The sequence below is a fragment of the Corynebacterium sp. DNF00584 genome, from assembly GCF_001552965.1.
Classification (GTDB): domain Bacteria; phylum Actinomycetota; class Actinomycetes; order Mycobacteriales; family Mycobacteriaceae; genus Corynebacterium; species Corynebacterium phoceense.
The window spans coordinates 32,957-59,251 of record NZ_KQ959739.1 but is presented as its reverse complement, the minus strand read 5'-3'; the positions used below and the strand labels follow the sequence as shown (position 1 = coordinate 59,251).

Annotated in this window: 23 protein-coding genes and 1 pseudogene; 18 read left to right on the top strand and 6 right to left on the bottom strand. The window is 66.2% G+C overall.

The features are described 5' to 3' along the window. The 3 genes and pseudogenes from HMPREF0307_RS04595 to HMPREF0307_RS04585 form a co-directional block, all read right to left on the bottom strand. Positions 1-625, bottom strand: a pseudogene (locus HMPREF0307_RS04595) (hypothetical protein); the annotation flags it as partial. Between the two features lie 163 nt (positions 626-788). Further along, positions 789-1,544, bottom strand: coding sequence for a hypothetical protein (locus HMPREF0307_RS04590; RefSeq protein ID WP_066488189.1), 756 nt, complete (start codon positions 1,542-1,544; stop codon positions 789-791). Positions 1,545-1,562: 18 nt separating this feature from the next. Next, a complete protein-coding gene (locus HMPREF0307_RS04585) occupies positions 1,563-2,378 on the bottom strand; it encodes a RecB family exonuclease (RefSeq protein ID WP_066488188.1) in 816 nt (271 codons plus the stop codon). Positions 2,379-2,426: 48 nt separating this feature from the next. Here HMPREF0307_RS04585 and HMPREF0307_RS04580 point away from each other — a divergent pair, with 48 nt between their 5' ends. The 11 genes from HMPREF0307_RS04580 (at position 2,427) to HMPREF0307_RS04530 (ending at position 16,225) form a co-directional block, all read left to right on the top strand. Then, positions 2,427-3,674: a M18 family aminopeptidase gene (locus HMPREF0307_RS04580; RefSeq protein WP_066488186.1), complete on the top strand. Its 1,248-nt coding sequence runs from the start codon at positions 2,427-2,429 to the stop codon at positions 3,672-3,674. A 29-nt stretch (positions 3,675-3,703) separates the two neighbouring features. After that, positions 3,704-4,540, top strand: a complete 837-nt coding sequence (locus tag HMPREF0307_RS04575) for a tRNA (adenine-N1)-methyltransferase (protein WP_066488184.1) — start codon at positions 3,704-3,706, stop codon at positions 4,538-4,540. A 131-nt stretch (positions 4,541-4,671) separates the two neighbouring features. Beyond that, positions 4,672-6,288 (top strand): proteasome ATPase, encoded by a 1,617-nt coding sequence (gene arc / locus HMPREF0307_RS04570; protein ID WP_082723231.1) that lies wholly within the window; start codon positions 4,672-4,674, stop codon positions 6,286-6,288. Then, on the top strand, positions 6,273-7,829 hold the full coding sequence (gene dop / locus HMPREF0307_RS04565; RefSeq protein ID WP_066488176.1) for a depupylase/deamidase Dop: 1,557 nt from the start codon (positions 6,273-6,275) through the stop codon (positions 7,827-7,829). The genes arc and dop overlap by 16 nt, the downstream gene beginning before the upstream one ends. 20 nt (positions 7,830-7,849) lie before the next feature. Then, positions 7,850-8,038 (top strand): ubiquitin-like protein Pup, encoded by a 189-nt coding sequence (locus HMPREF0307_RS04560; protein ID WP_066488174.1) that lies wholly within the window; start codon positions 7,850-7,852, stop codon positions 8,036-8,038. 5 nt (positions 8,039-8,043) lie between these two features. Beyond that, complete coding sequence (pafA, locus tag HMPREF0307_RS04555) at positions 8,044-9,432, top strand: Pup--protein ligase (RefSeq protein ID WP_066488172.1); 1,389 nt, start codon at positions 8,044-8,046, stop codon at positions 9,430-9,432. A gap of 58 nt (positions 9,433-9,490) precedes the next feature. Beyond that, entirely contained in the window at positions 9,491-10,468 is a 978-nt protein-coding gene (locus HMPREF0307_RS04550; RefSeq protein WP_066488171.1) for a helix-turn-helix transcriptional regulator, read from the top strand. Positions 10,469-10,473: 5 nt separating this feature from the next. Next, positions 10,474-11,580: a helix-turn-helix transcriptional regulator gene (locus tag HMPREF0307_RS04545; RefSeq protein ID WP_066488168.1), complete on the top strand. Its 1,107-nt coding sequence runs from the start codon at positions 10,474-10,476 to the stop codon at positions 11,578-11,580. A gap of 69 nt (positions 11,581-11,649) precedes the next feature. Then, a complete protein-coding gene (gene tatA / locus HMPREF0307_RS04540) occupies positions 11,650-12,003 on the top strand; it encodes a Sec-independent protein translocase subunit TatA (RefSeq protein WP_066488161.1) in 354 nt (117 codons plus the stop codon). Between the two features lie 247 nt (positions 12,004-12,250). Then, positions 12,251-13,390 carry a twin-arginine translocase subunit TatC gene (gene tatC / locus HMPREF0307_RS04535; protein WP_082723233.1) on the top strand — a complete coding sequence of 380 codons (1,140 nt, stop codon included), beginning with the start codon at positions 12,251-12,253 and terminating at the stop codon, positions 13,388-13,390. Between the two features lie 39 nt (positions 13,391-13,429). Then, complete coding sequence (locus HMPREF0307_RS04530) at positions 13,430-16,225, top strand: DEAD/DEAH box helicase (protein WP_066488155.1); 2,796 nt, start codon at positions 13,430-13,432, stop codon at positions 16,223-16,225. Positions 16,226-16,292: 67 nt separating this feature from the next. Here HMPREF0307_RS04530 and HMPREF0307_RS04525 read toward each other — a convergent pair whose 3' ends face one another. Then, on the bottom strand, positions 16,293-16,583 hold the full coding sequence (locus tag HMPREF0307_RS04525; protein ID WP_066488152.1) for a VOC family protein: 291 nt from the start codon (positions 16,581-16,583) through the stop codon (positions 16,293-16,295). Further along, positions 16,576-17,196 (bottom strand): trypsin-like peptidase domain-containing protein, encoded by a 621-nt coding sequence (locus HMPREF0307_RS04520; protein WP_066488149.1) that lies wholly within the window; start codon positions 17,194-17,196, stop codon positions 16,576-16,578. Before HMPREF0307_RS04520 ends, HMPREF0307_RS04525 begins: the two co-directional genes overlap by 8 nt. Positions 17,197-17,229: 33 nt before the next feature. On the opposite strand from HMPREF0307_RS04520, the gene HMPREF0307_RS04515 reads away from it, so the two are divergent. Together HMPREF0307_RS04515 and HMPREF0307_RS04510 are read left to right on the top strand one after the other, a co-directional pair. Next, positions 17,230-18,351, top strand: a complete 1,122-nt coding sequence (locus tag HMPREF0307_RS04515) for a M24 family metallopeptidase (RefSeq protein WP_066488146.1) — start codon at positions 17,230-17,232, stop codon at positions 18,349-18,351. Then, positions 18,351-19,079 carry an SDR family oxidoreductase gene (locus HMPREF0307_RS04510; RefSeq protein WP_066488143.1) on the top strand — a complete coding sequence of 243 codons (729 nt, stop codon included), beginning with the start codon at positions 18,351-18,353 and terminating at the stop codon, positions 19,077-19,079. Before HMPREF0307_RS04515 ends, HMPREF0307_RS04510 begins: the two co-directional genes overlap by 1 nt. 86 nt (positions 19,080-19,165) lie before the next feature. Here the strand turns inward: HMPREF0307_RS04510 and HMPREF0307_RS04505 are convergent, their stop codons facing one another. Further along, positions 19,166-20,122, bottom strand: a complete 957-nt coding sequence (locus tag HMPREF0307_RS04505) for a hypothetical protein (protein ID WP_066488137.1) — start codon at positions 20,120-20,122, stop codon at positions 19,166-19,168. Between the two features lie 128 nt (positions 20,123-20,250). Between HMPREF0307_RS04505 and HMPREF0307_RS04500 the strand changes: the two genes are divergently transcribed. The 5 genes from HMPREF0307_RS04500 to HMPREF0307_RS04480 all read left to right on the top strand — a co-directional run bounded on the left by HMPREF0307_RS04500 (position 20,251) and on the right by HMPREF0307_RS04480 (position 25,884). Continuing rightward, positions 20,251-20,814, top strand: a complete 564-nt coding sequence (locus HMPREF0307_RS04500) for an FxsA family protein (RefSeq protein ID WP_066488127.1) — start codon at positions 20,251-20,253, stop codon at positions 20,812-20,814. Beyond that, a complete protein-coding gene (gene lnt, locus HMPREF0307_RS04495; protein WP_231725049.1) occupies positions 20,811-22,361 on the top strand; it encodes an apolipoprotein N-acyltransferase in 1,551 nt (516 codons plus the stop codon). The genes HMPREF0307_RS04500 and lnt overlap by 4 nt, the downstream gene beginning before the upstream one ends. Then, positions 22,358-23,248, top strand: coding sequence for a polyprenol monophosphomannose synthase (locus HMPREF0307_RS04490; RefSeq protein WP_066488120.1), 891 nt, complete (start codon positions 22,358-22,360; stop codon positions 23,246-23,248). The genes lnt and HMPREF0307_RS04490 overlap by 4 nt, the downstream gene beginning before the upstream one ends. A 205-nt stretch (positions 23,249-23,453) precedes the next feature. Further along, a complete protein-coding gene (locus HMPREF0307_RS04485) occupies positions 23,454-24,587 on the top strand; it encodes an ABC transporter ATP-binding protein (RefSeq protein WP_066488109.1) in 1,134 nt (377 codons plus the stop codon). Between the two features lie 34 nt (positions 24,588-24,621). Then, the gene (locus HMPREF0307_RS04480) at positions 24,622-25,884 is read left to right on the top strand and encodes a DUF4032 domain-containing protein (RefSeq protein WP_066488093.1); all 1,263 of its coding nucleotides are present in this window, start codon (positions 24,622-24,624) and stop codon (positions 25,882-25,884) included. Positions 25,885-26,295 lie beyond the last annotated feature (411 nt).

Genomic DNA, 26,295 nt, shown 5'->3' with positions numbered 1-26,295 from the left:
GCACTGAGCCGTCCGAGGCGCGGATGGTGACGTCTTCGCCTTCGCCGCGGCTAATCTTGTCCATCTCGTCGAGCTTGAGCACGACGTGGACCATGCGTCGCGGCGGCGCGAGCGTGGTTTCGCCTTCGACGAATTCTTTGAAGCCGTCCAAAAGCTTCTCTCGGGATTTCGGGGTCACGCCGGGCAGGCCGTTGGCGAAGTCGAGGAGGCCCGGGTCCTTGGTGAAGATGGTCAAGCGTGCCCACCCGTCTGGGGATTGGGTCAGCCGGGCGTATTCCTCTTTGGGCTTCTTCTCAATGTGTTTGGCAGCAACAGCGGGAATGTCTTCGGCGGCGGTGTCCGCGAGCAGTGCGCGCAGTGTGTCCTTGTTGGGGGCGGAGGCGATGAGGTTCTCGATCTTTTCCAGTACGCGTAGCGGGTGCTTGCGGCGGATCGCCGCCGCTCGGGCTTCGGCTTGGAGGGTCGTGGCCTTCGTGTTGCCGTAGTAGACCTTGTGCAGGCGGCGCACGAGAAGCGCGTCGGGGCGGGCGACACCGAGGGCGAGGATGTCTTTGAGCGACATGCCGGCGGCTTCGGGAAGCGAGGAGACGCCGAGGGTGAGAGCTGCGAAGAGAGAAACTGTCATGCCCCAGAAGCTAAAGGCACGCGGCACACAATGCTAGGGGAACATATTTTCCTGTGGACAACCTGCGCCGGTTGCCAAATGCAGTGGGCAAAATCGGCCCAGTTATCCACAGAAACTAACGCTTCTCACGAGCATCTCAGTTTTACCGGCGCGTTCACGCCGGTCAGCGGCGTGCGCTCGCGGCCACGCAGCGCACGCCCAACGGCGTGAGCGTCACGCGCCACTTGGGCTCGTCGGCGTAGAGCCCAATCCGATTAACATGCACGAGCCCGGCGGAATCAAGCTCGCGGAGGGAAGGGGCGGCATCGGAAAGCGGGGTGCCGGTGACGCGACTCAAGGCCTTGGCGGAAATCTCCCCGCCGTCCACCGCGCCGATGCCGTGCAGCCCGGCGAGGAGCACATGGTGGCGGTCGACGAGCTCGAGGAGCTCGGGAGTCACGCCCTCCAAGCTGTGCGACAGCCGCCGAACCCGGCGCGCCCCAATGCGCTGGAGCCAGCGGACTTGAAGGTGTGCGCCCCACGCGAGGCCGAGTGTGGCGTAGAGGCCAGCGCCGGCGGAGACGAGGAGGAGGGGCGGTTCGAGCTCGAGGTGGGGCAGGGTGGGCTCAATGAGTCCGTAGAGCGGGCCGATGGGGATGAGTGGCGCGATCCAGGAGTACTTGTACCAGAACGAGTAGTCTTCATCGCGCAATTCACGGAATTTCGGTGCGACCATGGGGTAGCGGCGGATAATCCACACGGCACCGGCGACGGCGAGGACAAGCCCAAGGACGAGCAGTGGAATGGAGTGTAGCGAGAGCGCGCCGAAGGCCACGCCAGCAGGGATGGTGGGCACGAGCCATGTCGCGAAAGAAGGCAGATTACGGCTGCGGTAATAGTCAACCTCGTGGGGCTGGAAACGCTCTAACTCCTCACTCATGGTGAAGGAGGTTATCACCTAGTCGGCGGTGGACCCAGGCCATCCCGGGTACTCGGGCGGCACGCCGTCGAAGGCGGGGCAAAGCGCCTGGAAGGAGCACCAGCCGCACAGCTTGGAGGTCTTGGGCCGGAAGTCGCCGGACTTGCCGTCGCCTTCGATCTTGGCCCACAACTCGCCCAGATCACGCTCGAAGTACTCGAGCTCCTCGCGATGGGGAGCGAGGAACATCGAGTCGAGCACCTTGAGATACATCAGGCGCAGCTGAGAGGGAATGGTGTCAAAAAGACGCCAGTAGACGAGCGCGTAAAAGCGCATCTGGAACTGCGCGTCTTGTGACCACTGAGGCTTGGGCTTTTTGCCCGTCTTGTAGTCGACGACGCGGACCTCGCCCGTGGGCGCGACGTCCACGCGGTCGATGAATCCGCGCACGGGCACGCCGTTAGGCAGGACTGTGTCGACATACATCTCGCATTCGTGGGCGTCGAAGCCCTGTGGGTTTTCCATCTGGAAGTAGCCGCGCAGGAGCGTCCACGCCTCGTTGAGGAAGCGGGAGGTCTCACCCTCGGGTACGACCTCGGCCACCGCAGGGTCTTCGCACATTTTCTCCCACTCCGGCTTTATCCGCGCGACGGCCGCTTCAAACGTGCGCTCCTCACGCGGGGCCTGGTGAGTGTGCTCGAGCACCGCGTGGACGAGCGTGCCTTTGACCTGTGCCTCGGTCTTGAGCTCCGGCAGGCGGTCGATGGCGCGGAAGCGGTAGAGCAGCGGGCACTGCTTGTAGTCGCTCGCGCGCGAGGGGGACAGGGCCAGGGGGCGGGGTGTCGAAGAAGTCATGGTGGATCTCTACTCTAATGCGCTGCCAAACGTGGCAAGCTAGAGGGCATGAGTTACGCAGAGGATTTTATTGATTTCATTGCCGCCTCGCCGTCGAGCTACCACGCCGCCCACGAGGTCGCGCGCCAGCTCGTCGAGGCAGGCTTTACCCAACAGGACGAGGCCGCCGAGTGGTCCGCCGCACCCGGCGGGCACTTCCTCATCCGGGGCGGCGCCGTGATGGCGTGGTTCGTCCCGTCCCATGCCTCCCAAGACAGCGCCTTCAAAATCGTCGGATCCCACACCGACTCGCCGGGCCTGGCGCTCAAGCCCACCCCGGACTTCCAGAACGCCGGTTGGTCCCAGGTCGCCGTGGAGGTCTACGGCGGCGCGCTACTGCACACCTGGTTCGACCGCGAGCTCACCGCCGCGGGCCAGGTCGTCACCAAGGACGGGACGCAGCACCTCGTCACCACCGGCCCGGTCCTGCGCCTGCCCTCGCTGGCCATCCACCTCTACCGCTCCGACGAGTTCAAGCCGGACCGCCAGGCCCACATGCAGCCGGTGCTCACAACGGCTGAGGGGTCCATCCTCGACGTCGTCGCTGCCCAGGCGGGCATCCAGCGCGAGGATATCGCCGCGTTCAACCTCATTACTGCCGATGCCGCCCGCGGCGCCGTCTTCGGTCCCCGCAACGAGTTCATCGCTGCAGGCCGCATGGATAACTTGAGCTCGGTTTACGCCTCGCTCGTCGCGCTGCTGAACGCCGCGACGTCCTATGACGGCACCGACGTGCTCGTCATGGCCGCCTTCGACCACGAGGAGGTTGGCTCGTCGTCGCGCTTCGGTGCGGCGGGCCCCATCCTCGCCGACGTCCTCGACCGCACGGGCCGCGCTTTAGGGGCAGATGAGGAGGCGCTCCACCAGATGTACGCGCGTTCCTCGTGCGTGTCTGCCGATGCCGCCCACTCCGTCCACCCCAACTACGCGGGCAAGCATGACCCGGGCCACCATCCCATCATCGGCGGCGGCCCCGTGACCAAGGTCAACGGCAACCAGCGCTATGCTTCCGATGCCACCACGGTCGCCTTGTGGGAGTCCGCCTGCGCCCGGGCCGGGGTTCCGGTCCAGCGGTTTGTGGGCAATAACGATGTGCCGTGCGGCTCGACCATTGGCCCGATCACGGCGACGCGCCTGGGCATCGACACCGTGGACGTGGGCGTGCCCATGCTGTCCATGCACTCGGCGCGCGAGATGGTCGGCGTCGACGACCAAGTGTGGCTCTCCCAGGGCCTTGAGGCATACTGGGTAGGTTAGTTTCACCCATCTCGAGGAGAGAACCGCCCATGCCTTATTCCGGCCCGTTCCACTACGGCGACCGCGTCCAGCTCACGGACGCCAAGCGCCGCCACTACACCCAGGTCCTGGAAGAGGGCGGGGAGTTCCACTCGCACAAGGGCCTTATCAAGCACTCCGACATCGTCGGATTGGACGAAGGTTCCGTGGTCCGTTCCACGCTGGGCTCGGACTTCCTGCTCTTCCGCCACCTCCTCGTCGACCACGTGCTGTCCATGCCCCGCGGCGCGGCCGTCATCTACCCGAAGGACGCGGCGCAGATCCTCGTCGAGGGCGACATCTTTATGGGCGCCCGCGTCTTCGAGGCTGGCGCTGGCTCCGGCGCGCTGTCGATGTCGCTGCTGCGTGCCGTAGGTCCTGAGGGCCACGTCTACTCCTACGAGATTCGCGAAGACCACCTCGAGTTCGCCGTGAACAACGTGCAGGAATACTTCGGCGAGCAGCCCGAATGGTGGACCCCGCGCTTGGGCGACCTCGGCGACGTGAAGGTCGAAGACTTGGGCGGCCCCGTCGACCGCGTCATCCTCGACATGGTCGAGCCGTGGCACTACCTGGACACCGTGCGCGACATCCTCATCCCGGGCGGCGTGTTCATGACCTACGTGGCGACGGTGCCGCAGCTCATGAACGTCATGGAGGGCATCCGCGAGCTCAAGTGCTTCACCGAGCCGAAGGCGTGGGAGTCCCTCGTGCGCGAGTGGAAGGTCGAGGGCCTGGCCACCCGCCCGGAGCACCGCATGAACGCACACACTGCGTTCCTCGTGTGGACCCGCCGCCTGGCCGACGGCGTCACGCCGCCGCGCCCGCAGCGCCGCGCCCGCAAGTAGTCCGGCACGCCGGACGACGCAGAACCCGTAGAACCGCCGCCTGGTCTGCGGGTTTCGCGATCCTGGGCCGCCGGTCCGCCACGATAGGGGTGCCTTACCAGGGTGACGCAGCCGCGCGCTAGGGTGGAGATATGAATGACGCCACTTCCTCGCATCAGAGTAGACACGTCAGAGAGGCACGCACGGCGACCAACCTGCGCGAGTCCGCCGAGCTTAAGCGCCACATCGAGCAGTTATCCACCCGCAACACCAAACTCGCGGGCCTGCTCCACGAGGCCCGCACGAAACTGGGCGAGCTCGCCGCGGACTTGAACGCGCTGGCCGAGCCCGCTTCCACGTACGGCACGTTCCTGCGTTATTCCAGCGCACCGCGTGGCGAGGACGGCCGCCAGGACGCCGAGGTCTACACCAACGGCCGGCGGATGCGTCTTAAGGTCGCGCCCCAGGTCGAGCCGGGCAGCCTCCAGCCGGGGGAGTCCGTACGCCTGGGCGACGGCTTCATCGTCGTGGAAGCTTGCGGCATCGAGCCGACGGGCACGCTCGTGAGCCTCGTCGAGGTCCTCGACACCGAGCACGCTGTCATCGCCACCCCCTCGGGCGACGAGCACGTCGTGCTGCTTGCCCAGCCACTGCGCGGCGCCGCCCGCGCTGGGGACAACGTCCTCGTGGATCTCAAGGCTGGCGTCGCGTTCCAGGCCATTGAGAAAACCGAGGTCTCCCAGCTCTCGCTGGAGGAAGTCCCGGACGTCCACTTCGAGGACATCGGCGGCCTTGACGCCCAGATTTCCCAGATCCGTGACGCCGTCGAGCTGCCTTTCCTCCACCCGGACCTCTACCGCGAGTTCGACCTCCACCCGCCCAAGGGCGTGCTGCTTTACGGCCCGCCGGGCTGCGGTAAAACGCTCATCGCAAAGGCTGTCGCGAATTCGCTCTCGGCGTCGCTCGGCGCGTCCGCTCCGAGTTATTTCATTAACGTCAAGGGCCCCGAGCTGCTCAACAAGTATGTGGGCGAGACCGAGCGCCGCATTCGCCTCATCTTCGAGCGCGCCCGCGAGCTCGCCAGCGGGGGCGACCGCCCGGTCATCGTCTTCTTCGACGAGATGGAGTCCATCTTCCGCACCCGCGGCACGGGCGTGTCCTCGGACATGGAGACCACCGTCGTCCCGCAGCTGCTCACGGAGCTCGACGGCGTGGAAGACCTGCGCAACGTCATCGTCATCGGCGCGACCAACCGCGAAGAGCTCATTGATCCGGCGATCATGCGCCCGGGCCGTCTCGACATCAAGATTCGCGTCAGCCGCCCGACGCGGCAGGGCGCCCGCGAGATCTTCGCGCGCCACTTCCCGGACACCGTGCCGCATGCCCAGCCCGTGGACGATCTCATCGACGCCGCGGTGGGAGAGCTCTACGCCGACCGTCCCTTCGTCGCCCTGCACTTCGTGGGCGTCGACGAGCCGGGCGTGCTGCACTACCGCGACTTCGTCTCTGGCGCGATGATCGCCAATATCATTTCGCGCGCGAAGAAGCTCGCCATCAAGGAGGCCCTCGGCGCTGGCACGCCCGCCGCCATGTCCAGCGCGCACTTGCACCAGGCCATCGCCGCCGAGCAGGCCGAAAGCGAGCACCTGCCCACCTCCACGAACCCGGACGAGTGGGCGCGCATCGCGGGCAACGGCTCGCGCAGCGGCCGGTCCATTGAACGCGTCGAACTACTCGGATTCAGGAGCCCGACATGGCACAGCAACTAGAGAGCACGCGCGTCCCGCGTTTTATGGGCACGGAGACCGAATACGGCATCTCGTGCACCACGAACCCGGCGCTGTCACCCATCGTCACCTCAACGCACGCCGTCGTCGCCTACGGCGCGCTGCACACCACCGCGCGCTCGCGCTGGGATTTTGCCGAGGAACACCCGCTGCGCGATCAGCGCGGCTTTGATCTCAAGCGCTACCAGACCGTGCCCGTGGTCGATCCCAACGCCATCGGCGTCGCCAACGTCGTGCCCAGCAATGGCGCACGTTTTTACGTCGATCACGCTCACCCGGAGTATTCCTCGCCGGAATGCCTCGGCGCGTGGGACGCGATGGTCTACGACGCGGCTGGAGACGTGCTTGCGCGGCGCGCGTTGGCCGGAGTGGCCGAGCTCTACGAAGAAAACAACTCCATCCTCCAGGGCCACGAGCCCTGCCCGCCGCTGCGCTTCTACAAGAACAACGTCGATGGCAAGGGCGCCTCGTACGGCGCGCACGAGAACTACCTCTATAACCGGGACACCGACTTTGACCGGCTCGCGCACGCACTCATCCCATTTTTCGTCGCGCGCCAGGTGCTCACCGGCGCCGGCCGCGTGGGCCTAGGCCACGATGGCGACAGGCCGGGTTTCCAGATTTCCCAGCGCGCGGACTACATCGAGCAAGAGATTTCGCTGGAGACGACGCTTAACCGCGGCATCATCAACACCCGCGACGAGCCCCACGCCGAGGCCGGCCGCTTCGGCCGCCTCCACGTCATCATTGGCGACGCGAACTGCTCGCAGACCTCGGCGCTGCTCAAGCTCGGCACGACCTCGCTCGTCCTCGACGCCATCGAGGACGGCGTGGACTTTTCCGACCTTCAGCTTGCCGATGCCGTCTCCGAGGTCGCCGCAGTCTCCCACGACGTCTCCTTGACGCACCGTCTCGTGCTGGGGGATGGCCGCGAACTCACGGCGCTGGAGCTGCTGGGGGAGTACCGCGCCCGCATCACCCCGCGTACCGCGGCGGACGAGAAGGTCATCGCCGCCTGGGACGAGGCAGCGGGCCTACTCGCCGAGGACCCGCTTAAAGCTGCGCACTTGCTCGACTGGGTCGCCAAGTGGCGACTCATCAAGGCTTTCCTCGACCGCGGCATGGACCCGGAAAACCCGAAGCTCGCGGCCATCGACATCCAGTACGCGGATATCGACCCGGCGAAGTCGCTCTACCACGCGCTCGTGCGCAAAGGCCAGATGCGCACGCTCGTCACCGACGCCGAACTCGAGCGCGCCTCGGTGACCCCTCCGCGCGAGACTCGCGCCTACTTCCGGGGTCGCGTAACCGAGAAGTTCGGTGACGCCGTCGTCGCGGCCAGCTGGCAAAACGTCACGCTGCGCGCGAAGGACAGCTACGCCCTGTTCCACCTCGACGAGGTCGACGCCGCGACGGGACCTGACATCATCGCGGCCCTCGAGGACACACCCGCCGGCGATGTCCACGCCCTTCTGGGGGCGCTCGCCAAGGCTGGCCTCAACCCCGAGTATCGTCATCTATAACCCAACCTCAAGGAGAAATCATGGCTGACAAGCAATCCCAGATCTCTGGCGGCGGTGCCGGCGAGGACGACGCCCTGGAGGGGGCATCGGCAAGCCAGGCGCAGATTAATACGGCAGGCACGGACGACTTGCTCGACGAGATCGACGGCCTGCTCGAGTCCAACGCCGAGGAATTCGTGCGCTCCTACGTGCAAAAGGGCGGCCAGTAAGCCTCATGAGCGTGCATTACCGCCGGATTATGGGCGTGGAGACGGAGTACGGCATCACGGCGCGCACACCTGCGGGAAGCCGCCAACTTCACCCGGATGAGATCGCGCGCGAGCTCTTTCGCCCGGTCATCGACGAGTATTCTTCGTCGAACGTCTTCGTGCCCAACGCCTCGCGTCTCTACCTCGACGTGGGCTCGCACCCTGAGGTCGCCACGGCCGAGTGCGACTCGCTGAGCCAGCTGCTCGCCTACGAGCGCGCCGGGGACGTCATGGTCGACCGCCTCGCGCGTCAGGCCGAGGACGCCACCGGCGCGCAGGTCTACCTGTTTAAGAACAACGTGGACTCCGCGGGCAATTCCTACGGCTGCCACGAGAATTACCTCGTGGGCCGCGACCTCGTTCTGCGCGACCTGGGTCGTGCGCTCCTGCCGTTTATGATTACCCGCCAGCTCATCTGCGGCGCCGGGCTTATCCAGCCGGCCAAGGGCGACCAGCCTGCGCAGTTCCTGCTCTCGCAGCGCGCGGACCAGGTCTGGGAGGGCGTGTCCTCCGCGACGACACGTTCGCGGCCGATCATCAATACGCGCGACGAGCCCCACGGCGACTCCGCACGCTTCCGCCGCATGCACGTCATCGTTGGTGACTCGAACATGGCCGAGCCCACGTTCGCGCTGAAAGTCGGCACGACGCTGCTCATGCTTGAGATGATCGAGGCCGGCTTCGAGCTGCCTAACCTGGAAATCGTCGAGCCTATCGCCCGGATCCGCGACATTGCGCGCGACACCACGGGCCGCACGGTCCTGGAGCTCGCGTCCGGCGGCACCATCACCGCGCTCGAGGTCCAGCAGGCGCTTCACGCCCGCGCCGTCGAGTGGCTCGCGCAGCGCCCAGACGAGGGCACTCCGCGCACCGAACTCGAGCGCGTGGTTAAGCTGTGGGGCCGCGTCCTCGACGCGCTGGAATCCGGCGACCTGTCCGACGTTGCACAGGACGTCGACTGGATCATCAAACTCCAGCTCCTCGAGCGCTACCGCGATCGCCTGGGCGGGGACTGGGGCCATCCCAAGCTCGCGCAGGTCGACCTCACGTACCACGACATCCGCCCGGGCCGCGGGCTGTACTCCGTCCTGGAATCCCGCGGGCTCATTAACCGCTGGACCACCGATGCCGCCATCACCCGCGCCGTCGACACCGCCCCGCCCACCACGCGCGCGTGGATGCGCGGGCAATTCCTCGCCAAGGCGAAGGAGACCGGCGCGAACTACACCGTGGACTGGACGCGCATGAAGGTCAACCGGCCCGAAGCGCGGGTGGAGGAATTTAGCGATCCCTTCATTTCGGCGGACGCGCGCCTCGACGCGCTGCTAGAGTACATGGACGTACACGCCCGTTAACTTGCCGAATAACGGATAACCGACGCTCCCCACCACCACTTTTCTTGGAAGGCACTCCATGTCGCGGTACGACGACGCAGTAGAACGCATGACCCGGCTCACCTTCGTGCTTCTTGGCGCGGCTGAGCATAGCCGCAACCCGGAGCGCTCCGCCGCGTGGATTATCGAACACGTCGAAGGCTATAGCGAGTCCAAAGAACCCAGCACCATGCTCAAGCGTGATGCTAAGGACCTGCACCGCGTGGGCGTGCCTATCCATCGCCGTTCTGGCGGCGGCGACGAGAACACGCTCTACCGCATCGACCGGGACAGCTACCGCCTGCCGGAAATTTCGTTTACGGCGGAGGAGGCCCTCGCGCTCTCGCTCATCCGCGGCTTCAACCAGTTTGGCGAGTTGTCCCGCTACTCCGATACCGGCTGGGCCAAGATGGCCGCCGCCGGCGTGACCTCAGCTCCTGGCGCCGAGGAGCACCCGCTTCAGCACGTCCTCGCCACCAACGACCTCAATCGTCTACGCGCCGAAGACTTCTACATGCTCGTCAACGCCGTCGAGCGTTCCTACCGCATCAGCTTCCACTACCGCGCCACGCCCACCACGCCGCTCACCAAGCGCCGGATGGATCTGTGGGGCATGGTGACCCAGGGCGGCCGCGTCTATCTCGTCGGCTTCGACATCGACCGTCAGGCCCCGCGCGCATTCCGCATCACCCGCCTGCGCGAGGTCGCCCTCCAGCGCAAGAGCCCCGAATTTACCCAGCCCACAGCGCCGCTCGACGATATCGTTGCGGACATCTTGCAGCCGCACGACCTCATCGATGCCGTCCTCGAGATCCCCGAAGGCACCGCCCAGGAGCTCGCCGTGCGCGGCACCCGCCGCCCCGACGGCCGCTACGCGCTCACGGGCGTTTCGCTCGACTGGCTTACCCGCACCGCCGTCGGTTTTGCGCCCGAAGTCGATATCCTCGAGCCCGCCGCCGCGCGCGAGCGCGTGCGCGAACTGCTCCAGGCCGCCCCAACCACTACCGAGGAGGACTAATCGCCATGTCCACGAATCTCGATAAGAACCAAACCCTGGTGCGGTGGCTCAACCTCGTGCCGTACTTCCGCAATAAGCCGGAGGCGTCCATCTTCGAAGCAGCCCAAGACCTCAACATGGATGCCAAAGAGGTCAAGAGCGCCCTCGACGCGCTCACGACCACCGGCGTTGGCTCGTACACGGAAGAGATGCTCGACCTCATCGTCGACTACCGCGGCGTCAATATCCTCAATGATCAGGGTCTGGACAAGCCGCTGCGCTTGACCCCCACGGAGGCCGGTACGTTCCTCCTTAGCCTCGAGGCCCTCGAGGCCATCCCGGGCCTCGTCGACGCCGACGCCGTGCGCTCCGCCGCGGCCAAGCTGCGTGCCGTCCTCGACGAGCGCGGCGTGGGCATCTACGACTCCGCCGCGGAGCCCGACCCTGTCGAGTCGCCCCTGCAAGCCCAGCTTGCCGATGCCCTCCGCGACGGCGTCCAAGTTGCCTTCACGTACTGGGCCGCCTCGAGCGATACCACTTCGCACCGCACCGTCTCGCCCGCCCAAATCTATGTCCGGGAGGGGGAGAGCTACCTCATCGCGTGGCAAGAGGACCGCGGCGCTCACCGCACGTTCCGTCTCGACCGCATGCGCGACCTGCAGGTGCTCGACACGCCCGCCACGCCGCACAAGGACGAGCTCAAGTTCGATGCCGAGGATCCTTTCGGCTATGACCGCTACGAAGAGGCTGTCCTCGACATCCACCCGGATGCCACGTGGCTGGCCGAACACTATGACATTGAGTTCCACATCGTCGACTCGGATGACCGCGTTGTCGAGGGTGAGTTCGCACGCGTCGTGGATTCGGCTGCCCTCGATGCCGAGCTCTCCGGCGCTGACGATGACGGTTACGACCCGGACGATCCGGATGACGCGCCCATCGATGACCCGCTGCCGCAGCTGGCTACCGCCTCCGACGGCTGGGTGCGCGCCACGATGCCCGTCGCCTCCGAGGAATGGATGGTGCGTTTTTGCTTGGGGCAAGCTGACAGATTGCGGGTAATTGGCCCCCAAAAGTTGGTTGATGCTGTTGCTCGCGCCGCGTCTGCGGCCCGCGCCCGTTATACTCAATAAACGTTTCACCCCGGTCGTCGACACCGTCATGACGCCGCCGGATTAACTACCACTGAAAGAGGTCTTGCAATGGGCAGGATTGGCGCTCCCGAGATTATCATCATCGTCCTCATCATCGTTTTGCTCTTCGGTGCGAAGAAGCTGCCGGACTTGGCCCGCTCGCTGGGTCGCTCCATGCGCATCATCAAGTCTGAGGTCAACGAGATGAACAACGACAATGATCGTCCCTCGAGCGACCTCGAGCAGAACCAGCTCCCGCAGGGCCAACAGCAGTTCCAGCAGACCGCGCAGCAGAACTTCACGCAGCAGCCCCAGGCCCAGCAACCACTGCCGCCGCAGCAGCCCAACTACGGCTCTACTGGCAATTACCAGGGCGGCGACTACGGCCAGGCGCCGCAGCAACAGCAGAACCCGAACGCCTAAGGCAGGCGTGCTCCAGTTCTCTCGCCTAGAGCTTCAGGCCTAGGCATGCTTAACGGCGCTCATCGTCACCGCGACTCCCGGTGACCGTGGGCGCCTCCTGTGTTGAAGATAAAGGTTGCCCTCCATGACCACAGCCCCGAACCCCGGTTCCGACCCGCAGCGTCCGCAGAGCCCCCGTGGCGCGAAACGCGCGGGTGCCCTCGCGCGTCTGCGCGCGGCGCGTAAGCCGAAGAACCCGACGGGGGACATGACGCTCGTCGAGCATCTCCAGGAACTGCGGCGCCGCCTCTTCTTCGCCGTGCTCTTCATCGGCATCGGCACCATCGTGGGCTTCTACTGGTATGCCCAGGCCCCGTTCGGCTGGCCAAGCCTCGGCGACTTCCTGCGCGGACCCTACTGCGACCTGCCGGCGAACCTTCGCGCCTCGTTTACCAACGACAACGAGTGCCGCCTGCTGGCCACCAAGCCCTTTGAGATGTTCATGCTGCGTCTCAAGGTCGGCGCGCTCGCGGGCCTCGTCATCTCCTCGCCGTTCTGGCTCTACCAGGTTTGGGCCTTCGTCGTGCCCGGCCTGCACAAGAACGAACGCCGCTGGACCTATATCTTCGTCTTCTTCGCCGTCCTGCTCTTCCTCGCCGGCGCCTTCTTGTCCTATTTCGTCATGAGCCAGGGCCTCGAGTTCCTCCTCTCCGTCGGCGACGAATTCCAGACCACCGCGCTCTCCGGCGGCGACTACTACAACTACTTCCTTGCGATGCTGGTCATCTTTGGCATCAGCTTCGAAGTACCGCTCGTCATCGTCATGCTCAACATCCTGGGCATCCTCGCGTACACCGCCATCCAGGGCAAGCGTCGCCTCATCATCGTCATCGTCATGATCTTCGCGGCGGTACTCACCCCGGGCGGCGAACCCATCGCGATGGTCACCATGGGCACCGCCGTGTGCCTCCTCGTCGAAATCGCCTTCCAGTTCTGCCGCATCAACGACAAGCGCCGCAACCGCGAGCGCCCCGAGTGGATGGACCTCGACGACGAGCAGGCTTCCGGCCCCATCAGCGCATCGGGCCCCATTGGCTCCGCGGGACTTGAAGCACCCCAGCCCGTCGATGCCCCCGCGCCTGTCGCTCCCTCCAGCTCCGGCTACTCCCGCGCCCAGGTCCGCCGCGAGCAGGGCCTGCCGCCCCAGTCTCCTCAGCAGATGCAGCAACCGCCGGTACCCGCGCGCCAAGCCAGCACCCAGCGACGCCCGCAGCCCGGCATGATGCCGCCGGCACCGCAGCAGCAAGCGCCGAACCAACAGGCTCCCCACCAGCAGACGCCGCAGGGGAGACAAACGCCGGACGGGGGCGCATCGGCAGGCCCGAGCATCTTTGACGACGTACTCTAAGCCCGCGCGGCGCGGGGCTGCCGTGTAGGGTGAGCAGATATGACTACCACCCACCTTGAGGCTTTCGCCGCTGGACTTTCCCATCCGCTCGATCCGTTCCAGGTGGAGGGCTGCCGCGCCATCGAGGAGGGCCATGGCGTCCTCGTCTGTGCGCCTACCGGCGCTGGCAAGACCATCGTCGGCGAGTTCGCCGTCTCGTTGGCGCTCTCGCAGGGCACGAAGTGCTTCTACACCACGCCGATTAAGGCGCTGAGCAACCAGAAGTATCACGACCTCGTCGCGGAGCACGGCGAGGACGCCGTGGGCCTGCTCACCGGCGATGTCTCCATCAACGGCAGCGCGGAGATCGTCGTCATGACCACCGAGGTTTTGCGCAATATGATTTACGCGGAGTCACCGGCGCTCGATCGACTCACGCACGTGGTCATGGACGAAATCCACTTCCTCGCAGACGCTTCACGCGGCGTCGTGTGGGAGGAGGTCATCCTCAACCTGCACCCCGCGGTCAACGTCGTGGGCTTGTCCGCTACCGTGTCCAACTCTGAGGAATTCGGTGAGTGGCTCTCCGCCGTCCGTGGAGACACGAAGGTCATCGTCTCCGAGCACCGTCCCGTTCCGTTGGATCAGTGGATGCTCGTGGGCCGCAAGATCTACCCGCTCTTCGAGCCCGAGTCCGGCGGCCAGGTCAACCGCGAGCTCGCACACCGCATCCAGCGCCTTGAGGCGGGCGACACGGATGACGGCCGCGCAGATTATCGCTCCGGCGCGTCCTTCCGTTCACGCTCCAAGCACGGCGAGGACCATGCGCCGCGGCGCTCCGGAGCCTCCCGCCAGCAGGACCGTTATCGCCCGCTAGGACGCCCGGAAGTCCTCAAGGTACTCCAAGCACAGAACATGCTGCCGGCGATTACGTTCATCTTCTCCCGCGCGGGCTGCGACGGTGCGCTATATCAGTGCCTACGCTCGCGCATGGTGCTCACCAGCCCGGAGGAGACTGAGGAAATCAAGGCCATCGTCAACTCAGGCGTCGAAGGCATCCCGGAAGAAGACCTCCAGGTCCTCGACTTCAAGCGCTGGCGGGAGGCCCTCTCGCGCGGCTTCGCCGCCCACCACGCCGGCATGCTCCCGGCGTTCCGCCACATCGTGGAAGAGCTCTTCGTCAAGGGGCTCGTCCGCGCCGTCTTCGCTACGGAAACGCTTGCACTGGGCATCAATATGCCGGCGCGCACGGTCGTGCTGGAGAAACTCATTAAGTACAACGGCGAGGCTCACGTCGACCTTACGCCAGGCCAGTACACGCAGCTCACAGGACGCGCGGGCCGCCGCGGCATCGACACACTGGGCAACGCCGTCGTCCAGTGGACCCCAGCCATGGACCCGCACGCCGTCGCCGGCCTGGCCTCCACGCGCACGTACCCGCTCGACTCGACGTTCACGCCCGGCTACAACATGGCCATCAATCTGCTGGGGCTCATGGGCTTCGACGACTCGCTGCGCCTTATCGAGCGCTCCTTCGCCCAGTTCCAGGCAGATGGTTCCGTCGTCGAGGAGGCCGCAGAAATCGAGCGCGCCGAGCAGCGCGTGCGCGAACTCCGTACGGAGCTTGCCAGTGCCGTCTCCGCCCTCGCCCCGCCCACCCGCGACGACGAGGACCCCGCGGAATTACTGGGCGAATACACGGACCTGCGCCATAAACTTACAGGCGAGGAGCGCAAGGCCGCCAAGGATTCCACGGCGCAGCGCAACGTCGAGGTAGTTAAGGTGCTCGCGCGCCTGCAGCTCGGCGACGTCATTGCGATGGCTGGGCGCAAGCACCCCATCCTCGCCGTGGTCAACACGCCAGCGAACCAGGCGCAGGACCCGCGCCCGTGGGTGACGACGGAGCAGGGCTGGTCGGGGCGCATCGATGCCTCTGGCATTGGCAATCCGCCCATCGTCGTGGGCCACATGCGCATTCCGCGCGGCATGAATAAGAACCCGCGCCGCCACACAAAGTTCTTCCAAGACCAGTTCCGCCGCAACCACTACGATCGGCCGCGCAAAATGAAAATGACAACGCGCAACCGGCCCAGCAAAAAGGTGGGGGAGTTGCGCGACGCCATCCGCCAGCACCCCGTGCACGCGTGGCCAGCGGCCGACCGCGAGCAGCTCGCGCGCCTCGCGGCGAAGCTCACCCGCCGCGAGTCCGAGCTCGCCAAGCTCAAGGGCGTTGTCTCCACGGCGCGCGACACCCTAGGCACGACGTTTACGCGCATCGTGGAGCTGCTTGCAGAGATGGACTACGTCGAGTTCGAAGGCTTCGGCGACGACCGCCGCCCGCTCGTCACGGACGAGGGCGACCGCCTGGCACACATCCACTCCGACGCCGACCTCCTCGTCGCGCAGTGTCTCAAGCGCGGCATCTGGAACGACCTGGACCCTGCGGAACTCGCTGGCGTGGCCTCGATGTGCATCTTTGAAAACCGCAAGGCCACCTCCGGCGAGCCCGAGGCCGCCACGGAGCCCATGGCCGACGCCATGAACGCCACTGTGCGCATCTACACCGAGCTCATCGCCGACGAGGAGCGCCACCGCCTGCCGCTCACGCGCCAGCCGGACGCGGGTTTCTCGCTCGCCATCCACCAGTGGACCGCGGGCGCCCCGCTGGGCTACTGCATGGCCGCGGCCAACGAGTCCGGCGCCGAACTCACGCCGGGCGACTTCGTGCGCTGGTGCCGCCAGGTCGTTGATCTTCTCCAGCAGATCGCCAAGACTGGCTACGAGGACGAAATCCGCGCCAACGCCCGGCGCGCCATCGACGCCATCCAGCGCGGCGTCGTCGCCATCGGCGCCTAAGCCGCCGGAAATCCCTCCCACACGGATAAGCCCCTCGCAGCGCTCGACCACGGTCTGAACGGATTTCTTAGGCGTCCTCGCCGGCGATGCCAATCTGGCACGTCACGCCGAAGGGGTCGACCATCCAGCCATGCTGGCCGCGCGCTGGGTCGGCGCTGAGGCACTCGTGCCACGACGCGGCCGCTTGGGCGGCATCGGCAGCCGTGGCGAAGAACGAGGCACCCGGCCGGGCTGTGCAAAGGAACGGGTCACCACGCGAGAGTCGGGGAAGGTCTCCAGGTAATAGTCGAGCGCTGCGGCGGCCTCGTCGACGGTGCGGTTCATCCAGAAGGTGGGAGTAATGATCGGCGTCAGGCATGGGCGCCTTTCATAAGGAGGAGTGCCCGGGCTGCGCGGCGCAGCGACGGAAGATGGGGTGCGACAAGACTCACGGTCGCCAGGCCGAGGTTCGTGCCGAACGGATCGAGGACGAGCGACTGCACGCCCGCCACCGTGTCGCCGAGGAGGACGGGGCCGCCGCTATCGCCTTTGACCGCGCCATGCGCCACGAGCGCGCCGTGGCGCACGCGTGTGAGCCCGTCCCGGGACACGGCCCAAGGCAGCGTCGCGACGAGCAGGCCGCGGTAGTCGTGCACGTCGAGTGCGCGCCCGCCAAAGCCGCGGGTACACGTGGTCTGGCCCAGCCGCACCCGGTCGCGCAGCAGGCCCGGCACCGCGCGCGGACCGGCGGGACGGTCAAGGAGGGCGAGCGCCAGATCCGTGCCGTTGATGACGCGCACGGCGGAAACGCGGGCAGAGACCCCGGCGCGTGTGACGCGGTACGGCCCAGGTTCCCGGAAGAAGTGTGCGCACGTGAGCACAAGCCGCGGCGCCACGTACGCGTGCGGCTGCAGGTCCGGGGCAACCAGGGTGCCCGAGCAGTAGCTCCCGGCGCGCGTGAGCCGCACGACGGGCAGGGGAGAGGTGTTCATTCCCACGACAGTACCGCGATTAAACTAACCAGCATGTCGCATGAGATTAAACCTTTTGCCCCGTCCGTCTACGCCGCGCGCGTGGCACGTGCCCAGGAGGTCCTGCGCGCGCAGGGGCTCGACGCGCTACTTGCTGCGACGGGCCCGGATTTCGCGTACCTCACTGGCTCGTGGATGACCTCCAATGAGCGCCTCACCGCGCTGGTCATCCCGGCCGAGGGGACGCCGCGTCTCGTCGCGCCGCAGACGGATGTGCTCGAGCTGCAGTCCACGGCCGTGCCTGAGATGGGCGTGGAGCTTTCCGGGTGGGCCGATGGCGAGGACCCGTACGGGCTCGCGCTGGGCGAGGCCGGCTACGCGCGGCTCGCGGTCTCGGCGTCGCTCACCGCGGACCACCTCTTTAAGCTCCAGGAACACGCGCCGGACGCGAAGCTCTCACTGGCGTCGACGGCGCTTTCAGAACTATTCATGCGCAAGGATGACGCGGAGCTCAAGCAGCTGCGCGGGGCGGCGGCCGCCATCGACCGCGTCCATGAAGCCGTTCCGGAGTTGCTGCGCGCTGGCCGCACGGAGCGCGAGGTCGCCGCGGATATCGAGGAGCGCATCCTCGCTGAGCACGTCTCCGTCGACTTCATCATCGTCGGCTCTGGGCCCAACGGCGCGAATCCGCACCACAGCTTCTCGGACCGCGTGCTGGCCGAGGGCGAGCCGGTCGTCGTCGACATCGGAGGCACGTTCGGCGCGGGCTACCACTCGGACTGCACCCGCACCTACGTCGTGGGTGGGCCCGAGCTTGCCGATGCCCCCTTCCGCGACGCCTACGCCATCCTCGCCGAGGCACAAGCAGCGGCGCGGGCGCTTGCCGCGCCGGGCGTGCGCGCCCAGGACGTCGATGCCGCCGCACGCTCCGTGATAGCCGAGGCGGGCTTCGGCGACGCCTTCTTTCACCGCACGGGCCACGGCATTGGTCTCTCGGTCCACGAGGAGCCGTTCCTTCTCGCGGGCAATGAGCTCGTGCTTGAGGAGGGCATGACCTTCTCCATCGAGCCAGGCATCTACCTCGAGGGTACGTGGGGCATGCGCCTGGAAGACATCGTGGTGACGACGGCGGACGGCTGTGAGTCGCTTAACGCCTGCCCGCGGGAGCTGCGCTAATGGGAGCGGTGCTGATCCTCGGCGGGCGCAGCGACATTGGCGGGGAGATCGCCCGGCTGCTCGCACTAGGGCGCCCGGTGGTGCTGGCTGCGCGCGGCTCGCATGGACTCGAGGCGCTGCAGCGCGAACTCACGGCGCGCGGCGCCACGGCCGTGTACATTATCGACTTCGATGCAGCGGACCTTGCCGCGCACCGTCGTGTGGTGGAGCAGGCCGTCGAGCTCGCCGGTCCCGTGACGACTGCGGTGGTAGCGTTCGGCATCCTGGGCGACCAGGAGCGGGCGGAACACGACGAGGCGCATGCGGCGGAGATAGCGACCATCGACTACGCAGCGCAGGTATCCATGCTCACGGTGCTCGCCGACATCATGGAGTCGGGCCACATCGCGGCGTTTTCGTCGATTGCAGGCTGGCGCGCCCGACGGGCGAATTACGTCTACGGCTCGACGAAGGCAGGCCTCGACGCGTTCTGTCAGGGGCTCGCGGACCGGCTGCATGGCGGGCCGCTGGCACTCATCACGGCGCGTCCGGGCTTCGTCATCGGCTCGATGACCACGGGCATGAAGCCGGCGCCGCTCTCGGTCACGCCGGACGTCGTGGCACGCGCGGTCGTGCGGGCGATGGATTCGGGGCGCAGCCGCACGCTGTGGATTCCGGGCGCGCTGCGGCTGCTGGCCTGGGTCATGCGCTGCGTTCCGCGCCCACTCTGGCGGCACATGCCCCGCTAGCCGGACCAAACCCCACCGACTCTCGCGAAATTTGTACACGATCGGCGAGTGTGGGTGGGGTTTCGTTCGCTGGGATGGCGAGGAACCTAGAGCAGCGGCGAGTTGATGTCGAAGACGAAGCCGCGTGGGGCGAGGAAGCGGACCACGACGTCTGCGTCAGCGACGGGCAGGTCAGGGAAGACGACGCCGCCCCACGGCGTGAGCACCGTGTCGACGTCCATGCGGCCGATCATCTCGGCGTACTCGGCAGGCATCGAGCCCTCGGGAAGCGCGGCGCCGAGGGCCGCATGACCGTCGGGGAGATGCTCCTCGAACCAGCCGATGGGCGGGTTCTTCGCCTCCTGCACCGGCGGGGTGGCAGGCCCCTGTCCCGCGTCGGCGTCGCCTGCGAGCAACGCGAGGGCTTCCTCGACGAGGTTGTCGAGGAGCATGCGCGCGGTAGCGCCCTGCATCTCCACCGGGGTGCGGTGCTCGCCGCGCGGGGTATAGACCGTCTGGTCCTTCGCCGGTGCGACGAGCAGGTGCGGGCGGTGACGATGCACATCACCTGTGGGGGAGCCGACGCCTACAACGAACGGGTCCGCGGCATCGCGACGTGCCAGCGCGCGGCGTGCCGGGCTGATGAGCGCGATGAGGTCCGCGTACTCAGCGGCGTCCTCATCGTCGGGGTCGGGGCGGACCTTCGGATCGAGGACAAAGCCCGGGGAGGAACCAAAGGCACCACCGTCCGGCTCGAAGTCGATGGCGTAGCGGCCGGCGAAGAGATCGTCCAGCGCCGCGCCAACGTGCTCGGCCATCTCCACGGCGGCGAGATCGAGCGAGTCAAGGAGAACGGGGACTGGGGCCTGGAGGGTCTGCGGGGCGGCGGCGCGGGCGGCATCGGGCTCCTGCACGCCGCGCAGTTCCACGGTGCCACGCGTGCCGAGATAAACCTGGCCGTCGCCATGCGTGCGGGCGAGCTCGGCGAGGGCCAGCCACTCCGGCGAGTGGAGAGCAGCGCCGGTGGGCACGAGGCGGACGGTCGATGGGGTAGAAGTGCTCATAGCGTCCCAGTCTAAGGCGCAGCCGCGCGGGGACGGTATCGGCTCGGGTGCTCGGCCGCACGCTGACAGCGAACGCGCGGGTTGCTATGCGAATTCTCTCGCCTCCAGACGCTAGGCTGGTGGGCACTATGCCAGCACTGTTCTTCTTCGCCTACTTCGTCTTCGAGACGCTCGCCTTCTACGGCGTGGCCAAGCTCCTCGGCGTCGGCTGGGCGCTCATCGCATTGTTCGTCACCATGTTCTTCGGCATGGCCGTGGCCATGTGGGAGGTGCGCCGCCTCATGGCGCGCCAAATCGTCCAGGACAAGGCCTCCGGCGCGCTGTATATGAAGCAAGAAGGCGCGGGTAAGCTCGCGGGCAACGTGGGCCTCACCATCGCCGGAGGCATCCTCCTGTCCATTCCTGGCTTCCTCACGGCCATCGTGGGCATCCTGCTGCTCCTGCCGCCGACGCGTGCACTCACGCGCAAGCTCATGGGCTTTTCTTTCATGCGCGGCGTCGAGCGCATGGGCATGCGTATCTACGAGGCATCGCCCATTCCGGACGCGCAGCACAACTCGTACGGAACGTTCGGCTCCGGCGGCTACGAGGTCATCGACGAAGAAGAAATCCATCGCTGGAGCGAGTCCGTCAATCCCGAGGACTTCGGACGTCCGCAGGATCCTGGCAACTCCAAGGGCACCGCCCAGTGAGACTCCGCGCGGCCCTCTCGGCCACGGCGACGCTGCTCCCGCGCCTGCTGCTTGCGGCGTTGGCCGGCGTCGCCGTCTATTTTTCCTACGAACCGCACGGATTATGGTGGGCGGGGCTAGGGGGCATCGGCATGCTCTGGCTCTCGTGCGTGCCTTGGCGCGGCGTGCCTGTGCGCGCCGGCCGAGCCGCCCTCATCGGCTTTGTCCATGCGCTCACGCAATACCTGCTCATGCTGCCCTGGATTGGCGAGCTGGTGGGCACAATGCCGTACGTCGCGCTCGCGCTGTGGCTGTCCGTCTACGCGCTGCTGCTCACGCCCGGCGCCGTACTGCTCGCGCGCTGGCGCTGGGGCTGGCTCGGCTTCCCGTTCTTCTATCTGGCGATTGAGCTGCTGCGTTCCTCGGTGCCTTTCGGCGGTTTTGCGTGGGTGCGGCTGGCCTGGGGCCAGATGAATGGCCCGCTGGCGAACCTCGCGGCATGGGGCGGCACAGCGCTCGTCTCGCTCGCGGCGGCACTCGTGGGTACGGGCGTAGCGGCGCTCTACCTGGCAGTGCTACGGCACGCCTGGCGCGAGTCGTGGGCTGCGGCGGCCGTCGTCCTGCCGGTGGTGCTGGGGCTCGTGGCGGGGCTGGGTGTCAACGACCCAGGACGCACAGTGGGGACGACGAAGGTCGCGGCCATCCAAGGCAATGTGCCGCGGCTGGGGCTCGACTTCAACGCGCAGCGCCGCGCGGTGCTCGCGAACCATGTTCAGGCCACGGCGAAGGCGGCGAAGGCTGACCCTGACGTGGACCTGTATATTTGGCCCGAGAATTCCTCGGACGTCAATCCTTTCCGCGACGCCGAGGCCATGGCGCTCATCCAATCCGCGGTGCAGGCCGCGGGGGCACCGATTGTGGTGGGCACGCTCACCGTGGACGAGGTAGGCGAGCGCAACACCATGCAGGTCTTCAACGCAGACGGCTCCGTGGGCGAGCACCACTATAAGAAGTACCTCCAGCCCTTCGGCGAGACCATGCCGTGGCGCAGCTTCTTCCGCACAATCACGGACCTGGTGGACCTGGCGGGAGATTTCAAGCCGGGCAACGGGCCGGGTGTCGTGCACATGGGCGGCATCGCCGTGGGACTGGCCACGTGCTACGAGGTGGCGTTCGACGCGGCGTACCGCACGTCGGTGCGTAACGGTGCGCAGATTCTCGCCACGCCGACCAATAACGCGACGTTCGGGTTCTCGGATATGACGTTCCAGCAGCTCGCCATGAGCCGCCTGCGCGCCATCGAGACGGACCGCGCGGTGGTCGTTGCGGCAACCTCGGGCGTATCCGCCATCGTCCATCCAGACGGTCGGGTCTCGCAGGAGTCCGGTATTTTCGAGCAACAATATCTCATTGAGGAACTCCCACTGCGAGAAGGAATCACGCCTGCGGTAAAATATGGCGCGTTACTGCAAGCCGTGGCCGTTCTCATCGGCCTCGCCGCGGTCGCCGCCGCGTGGCGGTCCAACCGCCTCCCGCGCACGCAGAAAACTAACGAGGAGAATTCATGACCACCATTGCACCGGAGCGCCTGGAGAAGACGCTCGTCATCATCCCGACGTACAACGAGCTCGAGAACCTGCCGCTCATTACGGGCCGTGTCCGTAAGGCCCTGCAGCAGGTCCACATCCTCATTGTCGATGACAACTCACCGGACGGCACGGGCAAGGCCGCAGACCAGCTCGCCGCCGAGGACGCGCGCCTGCACGTCCTCCACCGTGAGGGAAAGGGCGGCCTGCTGGGTGCCTACCTCGCCGGTTTCGAGTGGGGTCTCGAGCGCGACTACCAGGTGCTGTGCGAGATGGATGCCGATGGCTCCCACGCGCCGGAGGAACTCCACCTGCTCCTCGAGGAGATCGAGAAGGGCGCCGACCTCGTCATTGGCTCGCGCTACGTGCCGGGCGGCAAGACCGTCAACTGGCCGGTCAACCGCCAGCTACTCTCGCGCCTGGGCAACGTCTACATCTCGATGGCGCTCGGCGCTGGCCTGTCCGATATGACGGCAGGCTACCGCGCCTTCCGCCGTGAGCTGCTTGAGTTCCTCGACTTCGATGATCTGTCCCGCAAGGGCTACATCTTCCAGGTCGACGTCGCCAACCGCGCCATCCGCGCTGGCTACGACGTGCGCGAGGTGCCGATTACCTTCACCGAGCGCGAGCTGGGCGAGTCCAAGCTCGACGGCTCTTTTGTCAAGGATTCCCTCGCCGAGGTCACCAAGTGGGGAGTCGCGCACCGCCGCGACCAGGTCGAGGGCTACGTCAACGATTTCGGCGCCGTGGGCAAGCGCATGATCCAGGACCTGGATCTGGGTACCAAGGTGGGCAAGAAGAAGGACTACCTCGTCGGCTTCTTTGGCGAGATGCGCAAGCTCGTCGAGCACGAACTCAACAAGAAGTAACAGCGCACTGCGCAGAATTCCCCGGGCACTCGTTCGGGGATTTTTTATACCGCCAGGACGGTGAGATATGTGACACCGCGCGATATTCAGGTTGAGCGAGTCACAGTGCTAGGCTCGAGGATAGGTCGTACATCAATCGGAGTGCGACGCCACCCACACTACGGATCGTTCGGCACGTACCTGCCGATGGAGGGACAGAAAACTCATGGCAACCGTTTCATTCAAGAAGGCCTCGCTCACCTACCCGGGGGCCGCGGAGCCCACGGTCAAGGAATTTGACCTGGAAATCGCAGACGGGGAGTTCCTCGTCCTCGTCGGCCCGTCCGGCTGCGGTAAGTCGACCACGCTGCGCATGCTCGCCGGCTTGGAGCAGGTCACCAGCGGCAATATCTACATCGGCGACAAGGACGTCACGAACGTCGCGCCCCGCGACCGCGACATCGCCATGGTCTTCCAGAACTACGCGCTCTACCCGCACATGACGGTCCGCGACAACATGGGCTTCGCCCTGAAGATCGCAGGAAAGTCCAAGGAGGAAATCAACGCCCGCGTCGACGAGGCCGCGAAGACCCTGGGCCTTACGGAGTTCCTCGAGCGCAAGCCCAAGGCCCTGTCCGGTGGTCAGCGCCAGCGTGTGGCCATGGGCCGTGCCATCGTGCGTAACCCGCAAGTCTTCCTCATGGATGAACCGCTGTCCAACCTGGACGCGAAGCTGCGTGTCCAGACCCGTACTCAGATTGCAGCCCTCCAACACAAGCTGGGCGTGACGACGGTCTACGTCACCCACGACCAGACCGAGGCCCTCACCATGGGCGACCGTATCGCGGTGCTCAAGGACGGCTACCTCCAGCAGGTGGGCAGCCCGCGGGAACTCTACGACCGCCCGGACAACGTCTTCGTCGCCGGCTTCATCGGTTCGCCGGCTATGAACCTGGGCACCTTCACCGTGGGCGCCGACGGCGTGGCAACCTCGGGCGAGGCGCACATTAAGCTCTCGCGCGAGACGCTCGATGCCATGGTGCCGGAGGACAACAACAAGATCACCATCGGCTTCCGTCCGGAGGCTCTCCAGATTATCGGCGGGGGCGAGTCCACCGAGCACTCTATTCCGATCCAGCTCGACTTCGTCGAGGAGCTCGGCTCGGACTCGTACCTCTACGGCAAGCTCGTGGGCGATGGCGACCTAGGCTCCAGCGCCGAAGACGTCGCCGAGTCCGGCCAGATCGTCGTGCGCTCGGCACCGAACACCGCGCCGGCGCCGGGCAGCGTCTTCCATGCGCGCATCGTCGAGGGCGGCCAGCACAACTTCTCCGCCTCGACGGGTCGCCGCCTACCGTAAGCAACCCCTGCCCTGAAGCGCAAAGGAGGGCGCCGTGCGCGAATCCATGAATATTACGTCGTCGACCTATGCGGCGGCGCTACTTACCCTGCCCTGGGGCGTGCCGCTGGAGCAGTGGCCAGCCGAGCTCATCACGGCCCTGCCACGCGGCATTTCGCGCCACGTGGTGCGGTTTATCGAGCTCGGCGCCGCGCCGACGCAGGGGGTCGACGCGCGCACCGGCGTCGTGGCTGTTAAGGAGATTGGCGTGCGCACGGCTCACCACGAGTACAAGATGCTGCGCGAACTCCAGCGCGTGGGCGCCCCGGCAGTGGCACCGGTCGCCGTCATCACCGGCCGCCAGCCCGTTAACCCGCGCGATGGCGAGCTCACGGCGGCGCTCATTACGGAACACCTTGAATTCTCGTTGCCCTACCGCGAGCTCTTCTCGCAGGACATGGTGCCGGGCCAGCCGGAGAAACTCATTCAGGCGCTCGCCGTCCTGCTCGTGCGCCTGCACCTCCTGGGGTTCTACTGGGGCGACGTCTCCCTGTCCAACACGCTTTTCCGGCGCGACGCAGACACCTACTCGGCCTACCTCGTCGACGCCGAGACCGGGGAGTTCCAGGCCCAGCTTTCTGATGCCCGCCGTGCCTACGACCTCGACATCGCGCGCGTCAACATCATCGGCGAAATGATGGACCTCCAGGCAGGCGGGTACCTCGCCGAGGACATCGACGTCATCGCGTTGGGCACGCTTGTGGAGTCGTCCTACGAGGACTTGTGGCGTGAGCTCACGGCGGAAGAAGCCATTGACGCGGGCGAACCGTGGCGGATTACCGAACGTGTCGAAAGGCTGGCGAGCCTCGGCTTCGACGTGGGGGAGTTGCGCGTCGAGACCGAGGCCGACCGCGCGAACGTCACACTCCGGCCCGTTGTCGTATCGCCTGGGCACCACCATCGCCTGCTCCTCGAGCTCACCGGCCTGTCGGCGGAGGAACACCAGGCACAGCGCCTGCTGGGGGCCATCCGCACCTTCCGCGCCTTGGAATGCGCCGAAACGGCGAGCCTCGAGCAGGCGGCGCACCGTTGGCTCACGGAGGAATACGAGCCGACCATCGCCGCCGTGCCGGAAGACGCACGCTTCAAGCTCGAGCCTGCGCAGCTCTTCCACGAAATTTCGGACCACAGGTGGTTCATGGCCGAGCATCGCGGCGCCGCCGTGCCCTTGGCCGAGGCCACGCAGTCCTATCTCATGACGGTCCTACCCAGCCGCCGTGATGAGGCGCGGCTTCTCCAGCCACCCCTCTCGGAGTGACCCGGAGTGACGACGCCGCCTTAGGATATAGCCTGCAGGAAAGTGGACACTACCGCAGGACGGTGGGATTTGTTCCGGATGGGACCGTTCCGCTCCGTATAAAAGATTTCAGACGCGAATTTACACCGAGCATTGACCGTTTATGCCCGTTCACCCCCCTATATGAGGGGCAGTTAACTGTGTTAACCTATGCAACATGTCACAAAATACCGCGCATGTTACATTCATGTTTGGCCCAGCTCAATAGAATCACTAAGCTGATTGTTGAGGTCAGTAGCACCTTGGACACCAGAAAAGTCCACACTCACGGACACAAGGCTGGGCATCGTCACCATTGGACATGTCCACACCGCGGCAAGGTACTACGACGCCACCCCGGTGGTTAGGACCAGTGACGAGCTTGACTCAGGC

Coding starts and splice junctions, on each gene's coding strand:
- HMPREF0307_RS04490 (WP_066488120.1), top strand. CDS start 22,358: ATGACCACCATTGCACCGGAGCGCCTGGAGAAGACGCTCGTCATCATC.
- HMPREF0307_RS04525 (WP_066488152.1), bottom strand. CDS start 16,583: ATGCCTGACGCCGATCATTACTCCCACCTTCTGGATGAACCGCACCGT.
- HMPREF0307_RS04520 (WP_066488149.1), bottom strand. CDS start 17,196: ATGAACACCTCTCCCCTGCCCGTCGTGCGGCTCACGCGCGCCGGGAGC.
- HMPREF0307_RS04530 (WP_066488155.1), top strand. CDS start 13,430: ATGACTACCACCCACCTTGAGGCTTTCGCCGCTGGACTTTCCCATCCG.
- HMPREF0307_RS04505 (WP_066488137.1), bottom strand. CDS start 20,122: ATGAGCACTTCTACCCCATCGACCGTCCGCCTCGTGCCCACCGGCGCT.
- HMPREF0307_RS04485 (WP_066488109.1), top strand. CDS start 23,454: ATGGCAACCGTTTCATTCAAGAAGGCCTCGCTCACCTACCCGGGGGCC.
- HMPREF0307_RS04590 (WP_066488189.1), bottom strand. CDS start 1,544: ATGAGTGAGGAGTTAGAGCGTTTCCAGCCCCACGAGGTTGACTATTAC.
- tatA (WP_066488161.1), top strand. CDS start 11,650: ATGGGCAGGATTGGCGCTCCCGAGATTATCATCATCGTCCTCATCATC.
- HMPREF0307_RS04575 (WP_066488184.1), top strand. CDS start 3,704: ATGCCTTATTCCGGCCCGTTCCACTACGGCGACCGCGTCCAGCTCACG.
- HMPREF0307_RS04550 (WP_066488171.1), top strand. CDS start 9,491: ATGTCGCGGTACGACGACGCAGTAGAACGCATGACCCGGCTCACCTTC.
- dop (WP_066488176.1), top strand. CDS start 6,273: ATGGCACAGCAACTAGAGAGCACGCGCGTCCCGCGTTTTATGGGCACG.
- HMPREF0307_RS04580 (WP_066488186.1), top strand. CDS start 2,427: ATGAGTTACGCAGAGGATTTTATTGATTTCATTGCCGCCTCGCCGTCG.
- HMPREF0307_RS04510 (WP_066488143.1), top strand. CDS start 18,351: ATGGGAGCGGTGCTGATCCTCGGCGGGCGCAGCGACATTGGCGGGGAG.
- pafA (WP_066488172.1), top strand. CDS start 8,044: ATGAGCGTGCATTACCGCCGGATTATGGGCGTGGAGACGGAGTACGGC.
- HMPREF0307_RS04560 (WP_066488174.1), top strand. CDS start 7,850: ATGGCTGACAAGCAATCCCAGATCTCTGGCGGCGGTGCCGGCGAGGAC.
- tatC (WP_082723233.1), top strand. CDS start 12,251: ATGACGCTCGTCGAGCATCTCCAGGAACTGCGGCGCCGCCTCTTCTTC.
- HMPREF0307_RS04500 (WP_066488127.1), top strand. CDS start 20,251: ATGCCAGCACTGTTCTTCTTCGCCTACTTCGTCTTCGAGACGCTCGCC.
- arc (WP_082723231.1), top strand. CDS start 4,672: ATGAATGACGCCACTTCCTCGCATCAGAGTAGACACGTCAGAGAGGCA.
- HMPREF0307_RS04515 (WP_066488146.1), top strand. CDS start 17,230: ATGTCGCATGAGATTAAACCTTTTGCCCCGTCCGTCTACGCCGCGCGC.
- HMPREF0307_RS04545 (WP_066488168.1), top strand. CDS start 10,474: ATGTCCACGAATCTCGATAAGAACCAAACCCTGGTGCGGTGGCTCAAC.
- HMPREF0307_RS04585 (WP_066488188.1), bottom strand. CDS start 2,378: ATGACTTCTTCGACACCCCGCCCCCTGGCCCTGTCCCCCTCGCGCGCG.